Genomic DNA, 15,509 nt, shown 5'->3' with positions numbered 1-15,509 from the left:
CCGCCGGCACCCACTCCCCCGAGACCACCTCAGGCCGGGACCGCTCGCCGGCCCGGTCTGCTCCAACACACCCCAGGAGCCGACATGGAACTGAACGGTCAGCTGGTCGGCGTCATCGCCGTCGTGGCGGGCGCCCTAGCGATCTTCCTCGTCCTCGCGTTCGTCGCGAGCCGGATCCGGCGCGTACCGCCGAACGAGGCGCTGATCGTCGTGGGCCGTGGCGCGGGCAAGTCGGAGGCCCAGACCGCGAGCCAGCGCGTCGTCGTCGGCGGGCGGGCGTTCGTCTGGCCGGTGCTGCAGCAGGGCTTCTCGATCTCCCTGGAGCAGCGGCAGATCGGCATCACCGTCGAGGGCGTCGACAAGAACCGCATCAAGATCGCGATCAAGGCCTCGATCAACTTCAAGGTGCGCGGTGACGAGGAGGGCGTGCGGCGTGCCGCGCAGCGCTTCCTGTCCCAGCAGCACCTGCTCACGGAGATCATCAAGGAGTCCCTGGAGGGCTCGCTGCGGTCGATCGTCGGCGACATGACGATCGAGCAGATCATCTCGGACCGCAAGGGCCTGTCCGACCGCGTGGTGCAGTCGACCAAGACGGACCTCTCGGAGCAGGGCCTCCAGGTCGACCTGCTGAACATCTCCGACATCTCGACGCCGGGGTCGGACTACCTCGCGAACCTCGGCCGCGCCGAGGCCGCCAACGCCCGCCAGCTCGCCGAGGTGTCCGAGGCGGAGGCCAACCGCGCCTCCGAGTTCGCCGTGATCGAGGCCGCCGAGCAGATCGCCGAGCGGCAGAAGGCGCTCGACCTCAAGAAGGCCGCCATCAAGGCCGAGACCGACAAGGCGAACGCCGAGGCAGAGGCCGCCGGCCAGCTCGCCCGGGCCGAGCAGGACCGGCTCGTGGCGCAGCAGGAGCGCGAGGCCATGGCCGAGAAGGCGCGCGTGGAGCAGGAGCGCCTCGACATCGAGGTCCGCAAGCCCGCCGAGGCCACGGCGTACGCCGAGGTCCAGAGCGCAAACGCGCGTCGTGACGCCAACAACGCGGCCACCGAGGCCGAGGCGTTCAAGCGCACCACGATCGCCCAGGCGAACAAGACGGCCGCGCTGCAGGACGCCGAGGCGCTGGCCGAGTCGGTCCGCCGCGCCGGTGAGGCCGAGCGCGACAAGCAGGTGGCCCTCGCCGCCGGTATCGAGGCCGAGGGTCGGGCGCGGGCCGCCGCCGTCGAGGCCGAGGGCCTCGCGGAGGCCAAGGCCACCGACGCCAAGGCCGAGGCGCTGCGCAAGTACGGCGAGGCCGCGCTGGTGCAGGAGCTCATCGAGCGCCTGCCCGACATCGTGCGCGCCGCGGCCGAGCCGATCTCGTCGATCCAGGGCATGACGGTGGTCTCCACCGACGGGGCCTCCGCGATCACCAAGAACGTGGCCTCGGTGCTCGGCGAGGGCCAGGGTGTCATCAAGCAGCTCACGGGCGTGGACATCAACCAGCTCATCTCGGGCCTGGCCGGGCCGGCCACCGGCAACGGGAACGGCGCGGGCACCGCGGGCTCCGGGGACGCGGCCGGCAAGAACTGACCCACCCCGCACGACGTGTCAGACCCACAGGTCACCCGGGTGACCTGTGGGTCTGACACATCAGGGGGGCGGGCGGGTCAGGGCTCCGGGTGCCGCGCGTCGTAGCGCCAGAACCGCGGCGTCAGCCGGACGATCACCCAGAGCAGCACCACGCAGGTGAGCCCGCCGGCCACGGCCGCCCAGCCCTCGCCGAACCAGGTCGCCTCGGCGCCGAGCACCATCTCGCCGAGGCGCGGGCCGCCGGCCACCACCACGATGAACACGCCCTGCAGCCGCCCGCGCATATGGTCCGGGGTCGCGGTCTGCAGGATGGACTGCCGGAACACCGACGAGATGCTGTCCGAGCCGCCCGCGAAGGCCAGCGCGATGCCGGCCGCGACCACGGCCCACATGATCGCGCCGTCCGGCGAGCCGCGGCCCACCAGCACCAGCACCAGCCCGAACGCGGCGATCGAGAGGCCCCACGCCGTGATCGCCCAGACGATGATCTGCCCCTGCTTGCGCATGCGCGTGAGCCCGCCGGAGAACACGCTCGCCACGATGCCGCCGACGGCGAAGGCCGCCGCGAGCACACCCGTCGTCGTCTCGCCGCCGCCCAGGTAGATGACGCCGGCGGCCGGCCACAGCACCCGGGGGAACGACAGGACCATGGCGCAGATGTCGACGAGGAACGTGGTGCGCACGTTGGGCTGGGTGGCGAGGTAGCGCAGGCCGTCCAGCACGGACCGCAGCCCGACGGCGCCGCCCACGCGGCTGCGGCCGTTCCCGGCTCCGCCGTCGACCCCCTCCGGCAGCACCGGCGGCAGCCGGAACACGGCCCACAGGGCGGCCAGGAACAGCACCATGTCCAGCGTGTACGCCCAGGCGTAGCCGAGCTGGGCCACGAGCAGCGCCCCGACCAGCGGGCCGCCGGTCAGCGCGACGTTCATCGAGAGCGACGCCAGCGCGTTCGCCGCGGGCATGAGCTCCTTGGGCAGCAGCCGCGGGATGATCGCCGAACGGGCGGGGTTGTTGATCGCGAACGCCGCGCTCTGCACCGCGACCAGGCCGTACAGCAGCTCCACCGACTCGACGTCGAGCCAGGCCTGCGCGGCGATCGCGGCCACGACCAGCCACAGCACCGCCGAGGACACGAGCGACACCTTGCGCCGGTCGTAGTGGTCCACGAGCGCGCCGCCGTACAGGCCGAGCGCGACCAGCGGGACCAGCGAGAACAGGCCCAGGACGCCGACGGCGAGCGTGGACCCGGTCAGGGCGTAGACCTGCAGGCCCACCGCGACGATGGTCACCTGCGTGCCGATGTTCGAGATGGACAGCCCGAACCAGAGGCGCCGGTAGTCCGCCGACACCTTCAGCGGGGTGGTGTCGGCGAGCAGGTTGCGCATGGTGGTCCGATCGTATGCCCGGGCAACGCGGCCGGGCAGTGCCGTCCCATATGACGTTCGCCGCACCGGTCGTGCCCGGACATGACAGAGCGGGCGCCCAGGTCACCCCCCGATGCCCTGAGCTCCCGCCCTGTTCCGTCCGGTCCGTGAGCCGGGGCGCCCCCCAGCGGCGCCCCGACCCCAGACTCGCGGTCCGCGGGCCGGGACGCCCCCCAGCGGCGTCCCGACCCTACGAACCTTCCGACCCGGACTGGTCGGTCCTCGTCACGAGCCCCTTGACAAGCTCGTCACCAGAACCACGCCCGGGCCGTTGTCGCCCGTCGATCCGTGGTCAGACCACGATCCGACGGCGACGGCTACGGAGCGCCAGGAGTCCCAGCCCCAGAAGGAGCGAGACCAGCGCGAGCTGCCCCGTGATCATGGGGCCCGTCTGGGCGAGGGTCGCGCCCGGTGCGGGCACCGGCGTCACCTGCCCGTCGAGCCCGTTGGGTGTGCCGTTGAGGAGGCCTTCGCTCAGGCCGCCCGACAGGATCGCCCCGTCGTTGGTCGTCGGCACGACGACCGCCTTGTCACCCCAGCTGATGTCGACGCCGCCGTCCGGGGCGCCGTCGTCGGCCACCGGTTCGGACGCCGGTCCGGCGTCCAAACCGGCCTCCGGCGCATCGTCCGCGCCGGGGGTGACGGCCTCGGCCGCGGAGCCGGCGACAACGCCGACCGCGCCGAGCACACCGGCCGCGGCGCCAGGCCGCTCGCCGGGGTACGTGCTCCCGGGGGCGAGGCCCTCGGGAAGATCTGTTCCGCGCTCGGGTCGCGGACCCGTCGCGAGCCCGCCCCGTCCGGGGCGGCCTTCGGCGCCCGGGGCGCCGGTCGCGGGTCCGTGGGACCCGGGGGTGTGGTGCCCGGGGTTCTCGGAGCCGGGCTCGCCGGTTCCGGACTCGCCGGTTCCGGGGTCGACGCCGGGCTCGCCGTCGTCGGGGTCGAGGATCGGGTCGAGGATGCCCGGACCATCGGTGCCGGGTTCGGTGCCCGGCTCATCGGTACCAGGCTGACCCGGCTCACCGGCGTCAGGCCCGTCGTTGCCGGGTTCGGTGCCCGGCTCATCGGTGCCAGGCTGCTCGGCTCCCGGCTCGTCGGTGCCCGGCTCGTCAGTGCCCGGCTCGTCCGTCCCGGGCTCGCTGCCCGGCTCCTCCGCACCGGAGGGCAGGAGACCGTCGAGGATCCCGTGGACCAGACCGTCCGCACCCAGCGTCCCGTCGACGACGCCGGCGACGTCGCCGCGCACGAGCGCACCGGCGAGGTCCTCGTCGTCGACACCGGCCTCGGCGGCCCCGTCGGCAGCAGCACCGTCGGCCGCTACACCGTCGACCGCCGCGGCACCATCGACGACGGCGCCGTCGACCACCGCGACGCCGGCCGCGACGGACGCACCACCGGTCGAGGCGGCACCTTCGGTGGCCTCAGGGGCCTCCTGGGCGACCGCGTCGCGCGGGGCGCCGGCGGCGGCGTGGGCCGCCGTGGCGCCGACGACGACGAGGCCGCCCGCCACGAGTGCCGTGTACAGCGCACGTCGGAAGTTCTTGTCCATGGATCTCTCCTTGCCTGGCGTGGAGCCGACGGCACGTGCGCCGTCGGGCGGTACCGCACACGAGTGCGCGGACCACCCAGGTCAGGCAGGAGAGACGGGGATGTCGGTGTAGCTGCTCGCGAGCTTCGCCCGCGACTCGTCGGCCGACACGCGCCAGGTGCGCGCCCGGAAGATCAGCAGGGCGGAGAGCATCGCGAGGAGCTCGCCGCCGGGCACCTTGAGCTGCGGTGCGCCACCGCCCAGGACGCCGCCGGCGCCCGACGCGGCCACCGCGGGGACGAAGCCGCCCGCGGCGAGCGGGAGGCCGCCACCGAGCAGGCCGGGCGCGCCGGCCTCGACGACGCCCACGGCGCCCGGCGTCTGCGCGGTGTCGACGGCCGCCTCGACGGCGGGGGCCTGCACCAGGTCGAGCATCGCGTGCCGGACCCCTGCCGAGGTCCAGACCACGACACCCGCGGCGTCACCGGAGGCCTGCAGCTCCCCCGGGTACGTCGGCTCTGAGAGGTCCTCGACCCGCTGGGTCGGGACCACGGTCGCCGGCTCGCCCGGCGTGGACGGCCCGGCGGGCACCACACCCGTGACCGGGGCGAGCGGCTCCACGACGGGGCTCAGCGGCTCGACCACCGGGGCGAGCACCTCGCCCACGGGGGCGACGGCCTCGCCGACCGGCGTCAGCACGGGCGACAGCGCGTCCGTCACCGGAGCGGTCACCGGCTTCAGCGCGCCCAGGACCGGGGCGGTCACGCCGCCGACGACGTCGGTCACCGGCGAGACGATGCCGACCACGGGGGCCAGCAGGCCGCCGGTCACCGGGGCCAGCGGCTCCGTGACCGCGCCGAGCACGGGCGCCAGCGGCGTGACGACCTGGCCGACCACGCCGGTCACCGGGGCGAGCACGTCGCCGAGCGGCTCGGTGACCGGCTTGACGGCCGCGCCGACCTGCTCCGTGACGGGCTTCAGGACCGGGTCCGCGACCTGCTCGACGACCTCGGCGACCTGCGCCACCGGCTTCTTCGTGATCTCCGTGACGGCCGCGCCCACGGGCTCGGTCACCGCCGTCCGGACCGGCTCGGTCACCGGGTCGAGCAGGCCGCCGGTCGCTGCCGCGACCTCGTCGACGACCTTCGTGACGGGCTCCGTCACCTTCCCGGCCGACGACGGCGCGGGGCGGGCGGGGGCGGGCTTCGCAGCCGCGGCGTCCGCCGTCTTCCCGGTGGCGGCACCAGAGGCCGGCTCGGGCTGCTCCGCGGCGGCCTGGGCCGCCGGGGCGGGCGCGGGAGCCGACGGCTCCGGCGCGGGGGTCACGGACCCCGGCGCGGTCGGCTTCGTCGCCGACCCGTTGCTGTCCGTGGTCGTCTGGTCGGTCCTCGTGACCGAGCCGAGCGCGCCGGTGGTCCGCGCGACGGTCTGGACCGTCGCCTCCACCGTGTCGCCGAGCACCGAGCCGAGAGTGGGCCGGTCAGCGGCGTTCGAGGGCGCTGCGAGGCAGACGCCGAGCGCGAGGCTCGCGGCGCCGAGCGTGAGGGTCCCGACGGCACGCACGACGAAGCGGCGGAGGTGGTCCCCCGAGCTCGTCAGCGCGTACTTCGACATCGGTCTCCAGCTCTCCGGCCCGCGACGGGCCGCTCAGCAGACATGCATACACATTTAATCTGCGGGGCGTTCCGCGGTTCGGCAACAACATGGCTGCGGTTTGCGGATCGAGAATATTGTGCTTGGGAACACGAGTATGTCGGAAGAGGCGCTATATCTCAGTCATTTCAGGGCATCCGGCACTATCGGCGAGCCGTCGAAACCGACCGGGTGAACTCTCCGGGTTCACCCGACGGTGGCTCCGAACACGAGGCCGAGCACGTACGTCGCGGCCGCCGCGCCGAGGCCGATCGCGATCTGCCGCAGCGCCCGGGTGAGCGGCGAGGTCCCGGACAGCAGCCCGACGACGGCGCCCGTCACCAGCAGCGCGATCCCGACCAGCGTCGTCGCGACGACCACAGCCGCGAGCCCGTCCAGCCCGAACAGGTAGGGCAGCACCGGGACGACCGCGCCCGACGCGAAGAAGAGGAACGACGACACCGCGGCGCCCCAGGCGGTGCCGTGCGTCTCCAGGTCGTCCACCTCGGCGGCGGGCGCGGTCCCGGCCTCCTGATCGGCCCCGGCCGCCGGACCCGGGTCGGCCAGGAGCAGGCCGCGTCCCGCCGGCGCGACCGCGAGCCGGGCGAGCACGGCGTCGGCGCGGGCCGTCGCCTCCTCGGCGCCCATGCCGCGCGCCCGGTACACCAGCGCCAGCTCGTTCGCGTCGACGTCGAGGTGCGGCAGGGCGTCGTCGGCCGAGGGGGACGGCGACGACGCCTCGAGCAGCTCACGCTGCGAGCGGACGGACACGAACTCCCCGGCGCCCATCGAGAGCGCGCCGGCCAGGAGGCCCGCGAGCCCGGTGAGCAGCACGGTGCTCGTCGCGACGCCGGAGGCGCCGATGCCGAGCACGAGCGCGAGGTTGGACACCAGCCCGTCGTTGGCGCCGAAGACCGCGGCGCGGAACGTGCCCGACAGCCGGTTGCGCCCGCGGGTGGCCAGCGCGCGCACCACCTCCTCGTGGATCTGCTCGTCGGCCGCCATGGTCACGGTGGCGTCGGCGTCGTGCGCGTAGGAGGAGCGCGCCTCGGCCCGCTGGGCGAGCGCCAGCACGAACACGCCGCCGAACCGGCGGGCGAGGAACCCGAGGGCGCGGGTGCGCAGGTCGCCGCGCACGGGCGCGCCGACGTCGGGCCCCAGGAGCTCCAGCCAGTGCGACTCGTGCCGCTTCTCCGCGCGCGCCAGGGCGAGCAGGATCTCGCGCTCCTCGCCCGTGCGCCGGCCCGCGAGGTCCCGGTAGACGGCCGCCTCGGCCCGCTCGTCGGCCAGCAGGCGGCGCCAGCGCCGGATGTCGGCGCGGGTCCGCGGGCGGGACGGGTGCAGCCCCTGCGCGCGCTGCGCGGGCGTGGGTGTGCTGCCGGACGAGCGACGGTCGGGGTCGGACGGTACGTGTGGCACACAGCCATCATGCCTGTGGATCGCCGGTCATGGGTTTCGTTGGCCCTTGGCCACGGTTTCGCCGCGCCGAACTCTCGAACGCCGTCCAGTCCCGGCCCGGCGTCCGGATTCTCGGGCAGAAGGATGCACAATGGACGCCGTGATCATCGTCAGCACGCACGGGTCGGCCGCGCCGGGCGGCGCGATCGGATGGGCGTGGATCAACCACGCGGGCGGGCAGTTCGACTCGGGCGGCGCGGCCCAGGGAAACGATCAGGTCGCGGCTCTCTCAGCTCTGCTCCGCGCCATCGACGCGCATCCCGGCAGCGAGCCGCTGCTCGTGGAGTCCGGCTCGCAGTACGCCGTCCGGTCGGTGTCCGAGTGGTCGGAGGGGTGGAAGCGCAACGGCTGGCGCTCCCCCGCCGGCGAGCCCGTGCCGAACCTCGACCTGGTGCAGGACATCGACCGCGCCGTCACGGAGCGCACCGGGCCCGTCCGGTTCCACTGGGTGCGCGGTCACGTGGGCAACCCCTACAACGAGCGGGTCGACCAGCTCGCCGGGTTCGCCGCCGAGGAGTGGGCCGCGGGACGCGGCGGCGTCGGCGAGATGCTGGTGCCCGACGGCGGGATGATCCCCGACGCGGAGCTGCAGGGCGCGGGCCTGACCGGGGAGCCCCGGGAGAGCGTGGCACCAGCGACCCGGCCGACGCCGGTCGTGACCGGGGCCGGCGCCGGGCGCACGTGGGAGTCGGACACCCTCTTCTAGCGGGAACGCGAACGGCTGCCCGCCCGTCGCTCCCGGGGACCTGCCGGATCCCGGGAGCGACGGCCGGACAGCCGCGAGGAGCGAGGACTACAGGCCGACGAGCAGGAGCTCCTCCGGGGTCCGCGCGGCCGCGGCGACCCGGGTGCCGTCGACCGGGCGGACGACGTCGACGTCGTCCCCGGCGCTCGGCTCGGCGGCCGGCTCGTCCGCCGTGTCGCGGACGAAGAGCGGCACCGGCTTGGCCGTGCGCGCGCTGAACTCCAGCCGGTCGGCGACGGCGCGGGCGTGCTGCGCCATGTCGTGCGCGATCGTGATGCTCTCGCCGAGGTAGGCGCGCGGGTCGATCAGGCGGCAGATCTCGGCCCGGTCGAAGTAGGCGCTCACCGTCGTGTTGCGCACCAGCAGGTCGAGGAACTGCTCGTCGCCGACGGCCGACTCCTGCGCCACCTCGTACACGACCTCGTGCGCCTTCTGGCGGCCGATGCGCTCGCCCAGCTCCATCATCAGCGACTCCGAGCCGATGAGCCCCTCGCTCAGCGCCAGGTTGGCGCGCATGCGCTGCTCGTCGAGCTCCAGCCCGTCGAGGATGACGTCCAGGCGGGTCAGGATGTCGCCGGCCAGGACGGTGGCGCGGGAGACCGTCGACTCCAGGAGGTCGGTCATGCCGCCGTTGGCCTCGTGGTCGTGCTGCATCGACTCGAGCGCGGGCGCCGCCAGCGCGCGGAGCTGGGCGCTCATCGACAGCAGGTCGAGGGCGAGCTGCGGGTTGCGCTTGTGCGGCATGGTCGAGCTGCCGACCGTGCCCTCGGGGATGGGCTCGAACGCCTCGCCGAACTCCGGCTGCATCATCGAGTAGATGTCCTTGCCGATCTTGCCAGCGGTGCCGGCGACCTGGCCCAGGACGAGCACCAGCTCGACGATGCCGTCGTTGATGGCGCGCGACGGGACCGGCATGGTGCCGAGCCCCAGGTGGTTGGCGACCCGGCGCTCGACCTCGCGCCCGGCGGGGCCGAACGAGGCGAACGTGCCGACGGCGCCGCCCATCAGCACTCGGAAGAGCCGGTCCTCGAGGCGCTCGAGCCGGTCGGTGTGCGCCGCGAGCTCGTCGATCCAGACCGCGACCTTGAAGCCGAACGTGACCGGCACCGCGTGCTGGCTGTGCGTGCGGCCCGCCATCGGCACCGCGGCCGACGCCTCCGCCTGCTTGGACATGCCGCGCAGCACCTTGGCGAGCAGGTCCTTGACCGCGCGGTGCGCGTCGCGCAGCACGAGCACGTCCGCCGTCTGGGTGATGTTCTGCGTGGTGGCGCCCCAGTGCACCCAGCCGCCGTGCTCGCGGCCGACCACGCGCGCGAACTCCTCGATGAGCGGCATCAGCGGGTGGCTGGCCGACGCCGTCTCGGCCGCCACGCGGTCGAGGTCCAGCTTCTCGATCTGTGCGGCCCGGGCGATCGTCTCACCGGCCGGCTCCGGGATCAGACCGACCTCGGCCTCCGCGAGCGCTAGTGCGGCCTCGACGTCGAGGCGCGCCTGGAATCGGTTCTCGACGCTGAAGAGGTGCGCGATCCCGGCGTCGGGAACGCGACCGTCCGTGAAGTGTCGAATCGATTCGCCATTCATCCCTGGTAACCCCACTCAGTTCTTGTGTCGTACGTGATCGGACGTGCTCTGCTGGGTCCGCACCCCGTCTCGGGGCCGGGTTCCTTGCGAGTTCCCTGTTCCACGTCGTACCGGTCGCCGCGGGTCCTTGCCCGCCTGCGCACCGTGCCGAACTCGCCGTGTTTCATGCGCCTGCATCAACCTGCCGTACCGCTTCCGCTCACCGAATTGTGGGAGAGGATGCGCGCTCCAGGCTAGCGGACTTGTTTCCGGAATGTAACGGGAGTGAGGTCGATCACATGAATCGGAAGTGAACTGCGGCCCCTCACCAGGCTTTCGGCAGGGCCTTTCGGGGCAGGGGGTGAACTTTGCGGACCCGGCATTCGTCTCGCATGGCGGACGGCCCGGCCGGGGCGCGCGGCCGGCCCGGGCACGTAGACGTCCGGGAACGCGAAAGGCCCGGCCGCGCCCGCCTGACATGGCGGTGCGACCGGGCCCTCCGTCGTGGGCACCAGGACTCGGTGCGGGCCCCCGCTCGACTCAGCCTGCGCTGGCGTCGTCGGCCGGAGTCTCGCGTTCCTCGTGCAGGGACCCATAGGTGTCGGTGACGCTCCGATGCACGAGCGTGGTCCGGCGAGGGTTGGCGATGGAGTGGTACTGGGCGTCGTCGGCGTCCGTCATGGGTCCTCCTCCGGTGCAGACTTACGGCTACGCTGCACGTGGCTCACCCGCTGATCTGCGGATCAACTATTTTCGTTGATACCGAGTCGCGTCGTCGACCCAAGTCGCTGTGACGTCGGACTCACCGCGCCGTCAGATCCGCCCGGACCGCACCCGGTAGGTCGTGGGGAAGAGCTGGAACCGCCCCGCCACCAGGCCCCACAGCCCGCGCGGGGCCAGCAGCACGACGGCGACGGCCACGACGCCGAGCACCACGAGGTACCAGGTGCCCAGCGGCGCGAGGGCCTGCTGCAGCGCCCAGTAGACGACGGCCCCGACCAGCGGCCCCTCGATGGTGCCGATGCCGCCGACCACCACGATGAAGATCATCGCCGCCGTCCAGCTCACGGAGTAGATCGACCCCGGGGTGACGCCCAGCGTGCTCAGCGCGATCAGCGCGCCCGCGAGCGCGGCGCCGGCCGAGCCCGCGACGTAGACGAGGCGCCGGCCCCGGTCGACGGCGACGCCGAGGCTGCCCGCCGCGACCCGGTCGTCGCGGATCGCGGTGAGCCCCAGTCCCACGCGGGAGCGCATCAGCAGGTAGGTCCCGAGCACGACGGCGACCATCAGCGCCAGCGCGAACCAGTAGACGAAGGCCACGCGGTCGACCCGGTCGGTGCCGCGGAAGGCCGTGAGCGACAGTCCGCTACCGCCGCCGAGGCCGTCGATCTGCATGGTGACCAGGCGAAACACCTCGGCCACGACCCAGGTGCCGATGGCGAGGTAGCCGCCCGCCAGGCGGAACACCAGGTAGCTGGTGGGCAGGGCGACCGCGGCGCCGATCACGCCGGCCGCCAGGACGGCGGCCCACGGCGGGGCGCCGACGGCGTCGGCGAGCTGGATCAGCGCGTACCCACCCACACCCACGTAGGCCTGCTGACCGACGCTCACGATGCCGCCGTACCCGGCGAGCAGGTTCCAGGTGGTACCGAGTATCACGAGCGCGAAGAGCATGACCAGGCTGGACAGCGCGCCCAGGGTCACGACGTAGGGCACGACGGCTGCGAGCAGCACGACGACGAGGGCCAGGCCGCCGGCGCCGATCAGGGAGCCGCGGCCGCCGCGGGTGATCGTCGGGGCGCCGGTCGGGGGCACGGTCGGGACGCTCATGCCGGCACGCTCCGGGGCAGCAGGCCGCCCGGCCGGACCACCAGCACGGCGAGGAAGACGAGGTGCCCGGCGAGCACCCCGGACTGCGGGTCGATCTGGGCACCGATCGTCTGCGCCACGCCCAGCACGACGCCGCCCGCGAGCGTGCCCCACAGGGAGCCGAGCCCGCCGATGATCACGGCCTCGAACGCGAACAGCAGCACGAGGTCCCCGTAGCCGGGCGAGAACTGCGTGCTCATGCCGACGAACACGCCCGCGAGCGCCAGCGTGGCGAACGCGACGGCGGTGGCCACGGCGTACATGTGCCTCGGGTCGACGCCGGTCAGCGCGGCGGCCCCGGGGTCGTCGGCGACGGCGCGCATGGCGCGGCCGGTGGGGGTGCGGGCCAGGAAGAGCTGGACGCCCGCGATGACCGCCACGGCCACGACCAGGGTGATCAGCGGCAGCAGGCCCACCGAGAGCGGGCCGAGCGGTACGCCCGCCGAGGCGAGGTCGCCCGTGGGGATCCTGCGGGTGTCCGCGCTGAACACCTCCTGGAGCAGGCTGGTCAGCGCCACGGCGACGCCGAACGAGACCAGCAGGGGTGCGAGCTCGCCCGCTCCGCGCGATCCGCCGCCCCGGGAGTCCCCGCCCGCCCCGCGTGCGCGCACCTGCGCGAGCGCCGGGTTGAACAGGCCGCGCTGCACGGCGTACCCGAGCGCGGCGAACACCGGCACCACCACGACGACCGCGAGCCAGAGCGGCAGGCCCTGCTGCACCAGGAACAGCGACAGGTACGCGGCGAGCACCGCGAGCACGCCGTGCGCCAGGTTGACGATGCGCATGACGCCGAAGATCAGCGACAGGCCGCACGCCAGCAGGGCGTACTGCCCGCCGAGCAGCACGCCCTGCACGCCGGCGTTGAGCCAGTCCATCAGTTCTCCTGCGTTCTCAGGTCCGGGGTGATGCCGAAGTACGCGTCCGCCACGGCCTCGCGGTCCAGGCCGGCGGCCGGGGCCTCCAGCACGGTGCGGCCGCGCAGCAGGCACTGGACGCGGTCGGCCACGCGCAGCGCCTGGTCCAGGTCCTGCTCGACGACGAGCGCCGTGGTGCCCTCCGCGGTGATGCGCCGCACGGCGTCGTAGATCCGGGTGACGACGGCGGGCGCGAGACCGAGCGAGACCTCGTCGAGCAGCAGCACGCGCGGGTTGGCCAGGAGCGCCCGGCCGATCGCCACGGCCTGCTGCTGGCCGCCCGAGAGCACGGCGGCGCGCCGGTCCCGCATCTCGGCGACGTGCGGGAACACGTCGTACACGGCGCGCAGGTCCCACGGCCCGGGTCGCCTCGGGTACCGGCCCATGAGCAGGTTCTCCTCGACGGTGAGCGAGCCGAAGAGGCGCCGCCCCTCGGGCACGAGCGCGACACCGCGCCGCACCCGCCGGTGCGCGGGCATCCCGGTGACCGCGGCGCCGTCGAGCAGCACGGTGCCCGCCGCGGGCAGGTGCGTGCCGGCGAGGGCCGCCAGCAGCGTCGACTTGCCGGCGCCGTTGGCGCCGAGCACGGCGAGGGTCTCCCCCTCGGCCAGGGTGAGCCCGACGCCGTCGACCGCGAGCAGGTCGCCGTAGCGGACCTCCAGGCCCGTGACCTCCAGGACGCTCATGCCGACTCCCCGGGGACGGAGTCGACGGTGGAGCCCAGGTACACCTCGACCACCTCGGGGCTGCGGATCACCTCGTGCGGGTCGCCCTGGGCGATCACCTCGCCGGCGGCGAGGCACAGCAGCCGGTCGACGACGTCGAGCAGCGCGTGCAGCACGTGCTCGATCCAGACCACGGCGACGCCGTCGTCCCGCAGCCGGCGTACCAGGCCGACGACCTGCGGCAGCTCGCGCTCGGTGAGGCCGCCCGCGATCTCGTCCAGCAGGAGCAGGCGTGGTCCGGTCGCGAGCGCCCGCGCCACCTCCAGCCGTTTGCGGTCCAGCAGGCGCAGGCTGCCCGACGGCGTGTCGGCCGCCCCGGCGAGGCCGGTCACCTCGAGCGCGTGCCAGGCCCGGTCGCGGGTGTCGCCGCCGTGCCGTCGTCCGGCGAAGGAGGCCCCGACCAGCACGTTCTCGTACACGGTCAGCCCGGCGAAGGGGCGTGGCACCTGGTACGAGCGGGCGACGCCCAGGTCGGCGCGCGCGGCGGCGCCGAGCCTCGTCAGGTCCTGGCCGTCCAGCACCACCGACCCGGCGTCGGCCCGCCGGGTGCCCGCCACGATGTCGAGCAGGGTGGTCTTGCCGGCGCCGTTCGGCCCGACGAGGCCCAGGGCCTCGCCGGCCGACACCTCGAACGACACGTCGCGGGCGGTGACCACCCGGCCGAAGCGCTTGGCGACGCCGGCCACCTGGAGCAGGGGCACGGTCACCGGAGCGGCTCGACCTCGCCGCCCGTCGGGATCTCCGGGGCAAGCGTGTTGGAGACCACGACGAGCTCGTAGGGGTGGGTGCCCTCGTCCGCGCCCTCGTCCAGGCGCCACTGACCGCCCACGAGCGGGGTCTTGGCCACGTAGGGCGGCACGCTGTCGTCGGCGCCCCAGGCGATGTCGCCCACCACGGTCGAGACCTCCAGCGTGGACAGGGCCCCGGTGATCGCGTCCGGATCGGTGGAGCCGGCCTCCTGGACGGCCGCGACGGTGATCTCGAACAGGGCCTCGGCGAAGCCGAGCGGCTGCGTCCACTGCTTGCCCGTGTCGGTCTCGTACTGGTCGGCCAGCTCCTGGGCGGTCTGCCCGGTCAGCGACGAGGTGAACGGCGCGGTCGGGTGCCACCAGACCTCGGAGGTGAGGCCGTCGCCCGCGTTGCCCAGCGCCTCGACCGACGACGGGAACAGCAGCGCCTTGCCGATCGTGGCGACCTTGGGCTGGTAGCCCTGCTGGCCGGCCTGCTGCCAGAACGTGGTGAAGTCCGGCGGGATCGGCACACCGACCAGGATGTCGTGGCCCTCGAACGCGGAGAGCTGCGCCGAGAAGTCCTGCGTGCCGTTCGGGTACAGGCCGGGGTCGTCGATCGTGACGCCGGTGTCCTCGGTGAGCGCGGGGAAGTTCGCGCTCCACGCCTGCCCGTCCGGGTCGTTCGGGAACAGGCCGGCGGCCTTGCCGTTGTTCTCGACCTGGCCCCACATGTCCGCGTAGACCGCGGACACGTCCTCCAGGCCCCAGAACGCGTGGTAGCTGTACTTGAGGTCGGCGGGCTGGTCGCCGTCGCGGATCGCGAAGGGCTGCCACGGCGCGACCGTCGAGATGCAGGGGACCGAGTTGGCCTCGCACTGCTCCGAGACGGGGTTGGTGATGTCCGGCGTGGACGACGTGAGCACCAGGTCGACGCCGTCGCTGTTGATCAGCTCGGCCGCCACCTCGCCGGCGCGGGCGGAGTCGGACTGCGAGTCCTTCACGACGATCTCGACCGACAGCTCGGCGCCGTCGACGGTCACCGGGTGCTCGGCGAACCACTGCTCCATGGACTCGATCACGTAGGTGTTGGCCTCGCCGAACGGCGCCGACGAGCCCGTCTCGGTGGAGACGAACCCGATCTTCAGGACGTCGTCGTCCCCACCGCCACCGCCGACCGAGCCGCCCCCGACGTCGCCGCAGCCCGTCAGGGCGCCGGCCAGCGCGGCCGTCGAGGCCCAGGCCACCGCCGCGCGCACGTTCAGGGACCGTCCGTTGCGAACCATCGTCGTCACTCCAAGTCTGTCGTCGAGCCTCTGGTTGTCAGACCCACAGGTCCCTGGAGGGAACTGTGGGTCTG

13 protein-coding genes are annotated in these 15,509 nt (G+C 73.7%); 2 read left to right on the top strand and 11 right to left on the bottom strand.

Annotated features, from left to right (window positions below; translation table 11 throughout):
• Nucleotides 1–84 precede the first annotated feature (84 nt).
• On the top strand, nt 85–1,569 hold the full coding sequence (locus H291_RS0123450; protein WP_020017467.1) for a flotillin family protein: 1,485 nt from the start codon (nt 85–87) through the stop codon (nt 1,567–1,569).
• A gap of 77 nt (nt 1,570–1,646) precedes the next feature.
• Here H291_RS0123450 and H291_RS0123445 read toward each other — a convergent pair whose 3' ends face one another.
• The 4 genes from H291_RS0123445 to H291_RS0123430 form a co-directional block, all read right to left on the bottom strand.
• Nucleotides 1,647–2,954 (bottom strand): MFS transporter, encoded by a 1,308-nt coding sequence (locus tag H291_RS0123445; protein ID WP_020017466.1) that lies wholly within the window; start codon nt 2,952–2,954, stop codon nt 1,647–1,649.
• Nucleotides 2,955–3,285: 331 nt separating this feature from the next.
• Nucleotides 3,286–4,539 (bottom strand): hypothetical protein, encoded by a 1,254-nt coding sequence (locus tag H291_RS32940; RefSeq protein ID WP_051109613.1) that lies wholly within the window; start codon nt 4,537–4,539, stop codon nt 3,286–3,288.
• An 81-nt stretch (nt 4,540–4,620) separates the two neighbouring features.
• Nucleotides 4,621–6,132 carry a hypothetical protein gene (locus H291_RS32935; RefSeq protein WP_051109612.1) on the bottom strand — a complete coding sequence of 504 codons (1,512 nt, stop codon included), beginning with the start codon at nt 6,130–6,132 and terminating at the stop codon, nt 4,621–4,623.
• A gap of 225 nt (nt 6,133–6,357) precedes the next feature.
• Nucleotides 6,358–7,569, bottom strand: a complete 1,212-nt coding sequence (locus H291_RS0123430; RefSeq protein ID WP_020017465.1) for a VIT1/CCC1 transporter family protein — start codon at nt 7,567–7,569, stop codon at nt 6,358–6,360.
• A gap of 130 nt (nt 7,570–7,699) precedes the next feature.
• Here H291_RS0123430 and H291_RS0123425 point away from each other — a divergent pair, with 130 nt between their 5' ends.
• The gene (locus H291_RS0123425) at nt 7,700–8,314 is read left to right on the top strand and encodes a ribonuclease H family protein (RefSeq protein WP_020017464.1); all 615 of its coding nucleotides are present in this window, start codon (nt 7,700–7,702) and stop codon (nt 8,312–8,314) included.
• Nucleotides 8,315–8,401: 87 nt separating this feature from the next.
• Here H291_RS0123425 and H291_RS0123420 read toward each other — a convergent pair whose 3' ends face one another.
• The 7 genes from H291_RS0123420 to H291_RS0123390 all read right to left on the bottom strand — a co-directional run bounded on the left by H291_RS0123420 (nt 8,402) and on the right by H291_RS0123390 (nt 15,435).
• Nucleotides 8,402–9,934, bottom strand: coding sequence for a class-II fumarase/aspartase family protein (locus tag H291_RS0123420; protein ID WP_020017463.1), 1,533 nt, complete (start codon nt 9,932–9,934; stop codon nt 8,402–8,404).
• A 519-nt stretch (nt 9,935–10,453) separates the two neighbouring features.
• Nucleotides 10,454–10,594, bottom strand: a complete 141-nt coding sequence (locus tag H291_RS33920) for a hypothetical protein (protein WP_020017462.1) — start codon at nt 10,592–10,594, stop codon at nt 10,454–10,456.
• A gap of 132 nt (nt 10,595–10,726) precedes the next feature.
• Nucleotides 10,727–11,743, bottom strand: coding sequence for a branched-chain amino acid ABC transporter permease (locus H291_RS0123410; protein WP_020017461.1), 1,017 nt, complete (start codon nt 11,741–11,743; stop codon nt 10,727–10,729).
• The gene (locus H291_RS0123405) at nt 11,740–12,657 is read right to left on the bottom strand and encodes a branched-chain amino acid ABC transporter permease (protein ID WP_020017460.1); all 918 of its coding nucleotides are present in this window, start codon (nt 12,655–12,657) and stop codon (nt 11,740–11,742) included. The genes H291_RS0123410 and H291_RS0123405 overlap by 4 nt, the downstream gene beginning before the upstream one ends.
• The gene (locus tag H291_RS0123400) at nt 12,657–13,382 is read right to left on the bottom strand and encodes an ABC transporter ATP-binding protein (protein ID WP_020017459.1); all 726 of its coding nucleotides are present in this window, start codon (nt 13,380–13,382) and stop codon (nt 12,657–12,659) included. Before H291_RS0123400 ends, H291_RS0123405 begins: the two co-directional genes overlap by 1 nt.
• A complete protein-coding gene (locus H291_RS0123395) occupies nt 13,379–14,128 on the bottom strand; it encodes an ABC transporter ATP-binding protein (protein ID WP_020017458.1) in 750 nt (249 codons plus the stop codon). Before H291_RS0123395 ends, H291_RS0123400 begins: the two co-directional genes overlap by 4 nt.
• Nucleotides 14,125–15,435, bottom strand: a complete 1,311-nt coding sequence (locus tag H291_RS0123390; protein ID WP_033327854.1) for an ABC transporter substrate-binding protein — start codon at nt 15,433–15,435, stop codon at nt 14,125–14,127. The genes H291_RS0123395 and H291_RS0123390 overlap by 4 nt, the downstream gene beginning before the upstream one ends.
• Between the last annotated feature and the right edge of the window lie 74 nt (nt 15,436–15,509).

Source organism: Promicromonospora sukumoe 327MFSha3.1 (genome assembly GCF_000385135.1).
Lineage (GTDB): Bacteria > Actinomycetota > Actinomycetes > Actinomycetales > Cellulomonadaceae > Promicromonospora > Promicromonospora sukumoe_B.
The sequence above is the reverse complement of the archived record's forward strand: the minus strand, read 5'-3'. Positions and strand labels throughout refer to the sequence as shown.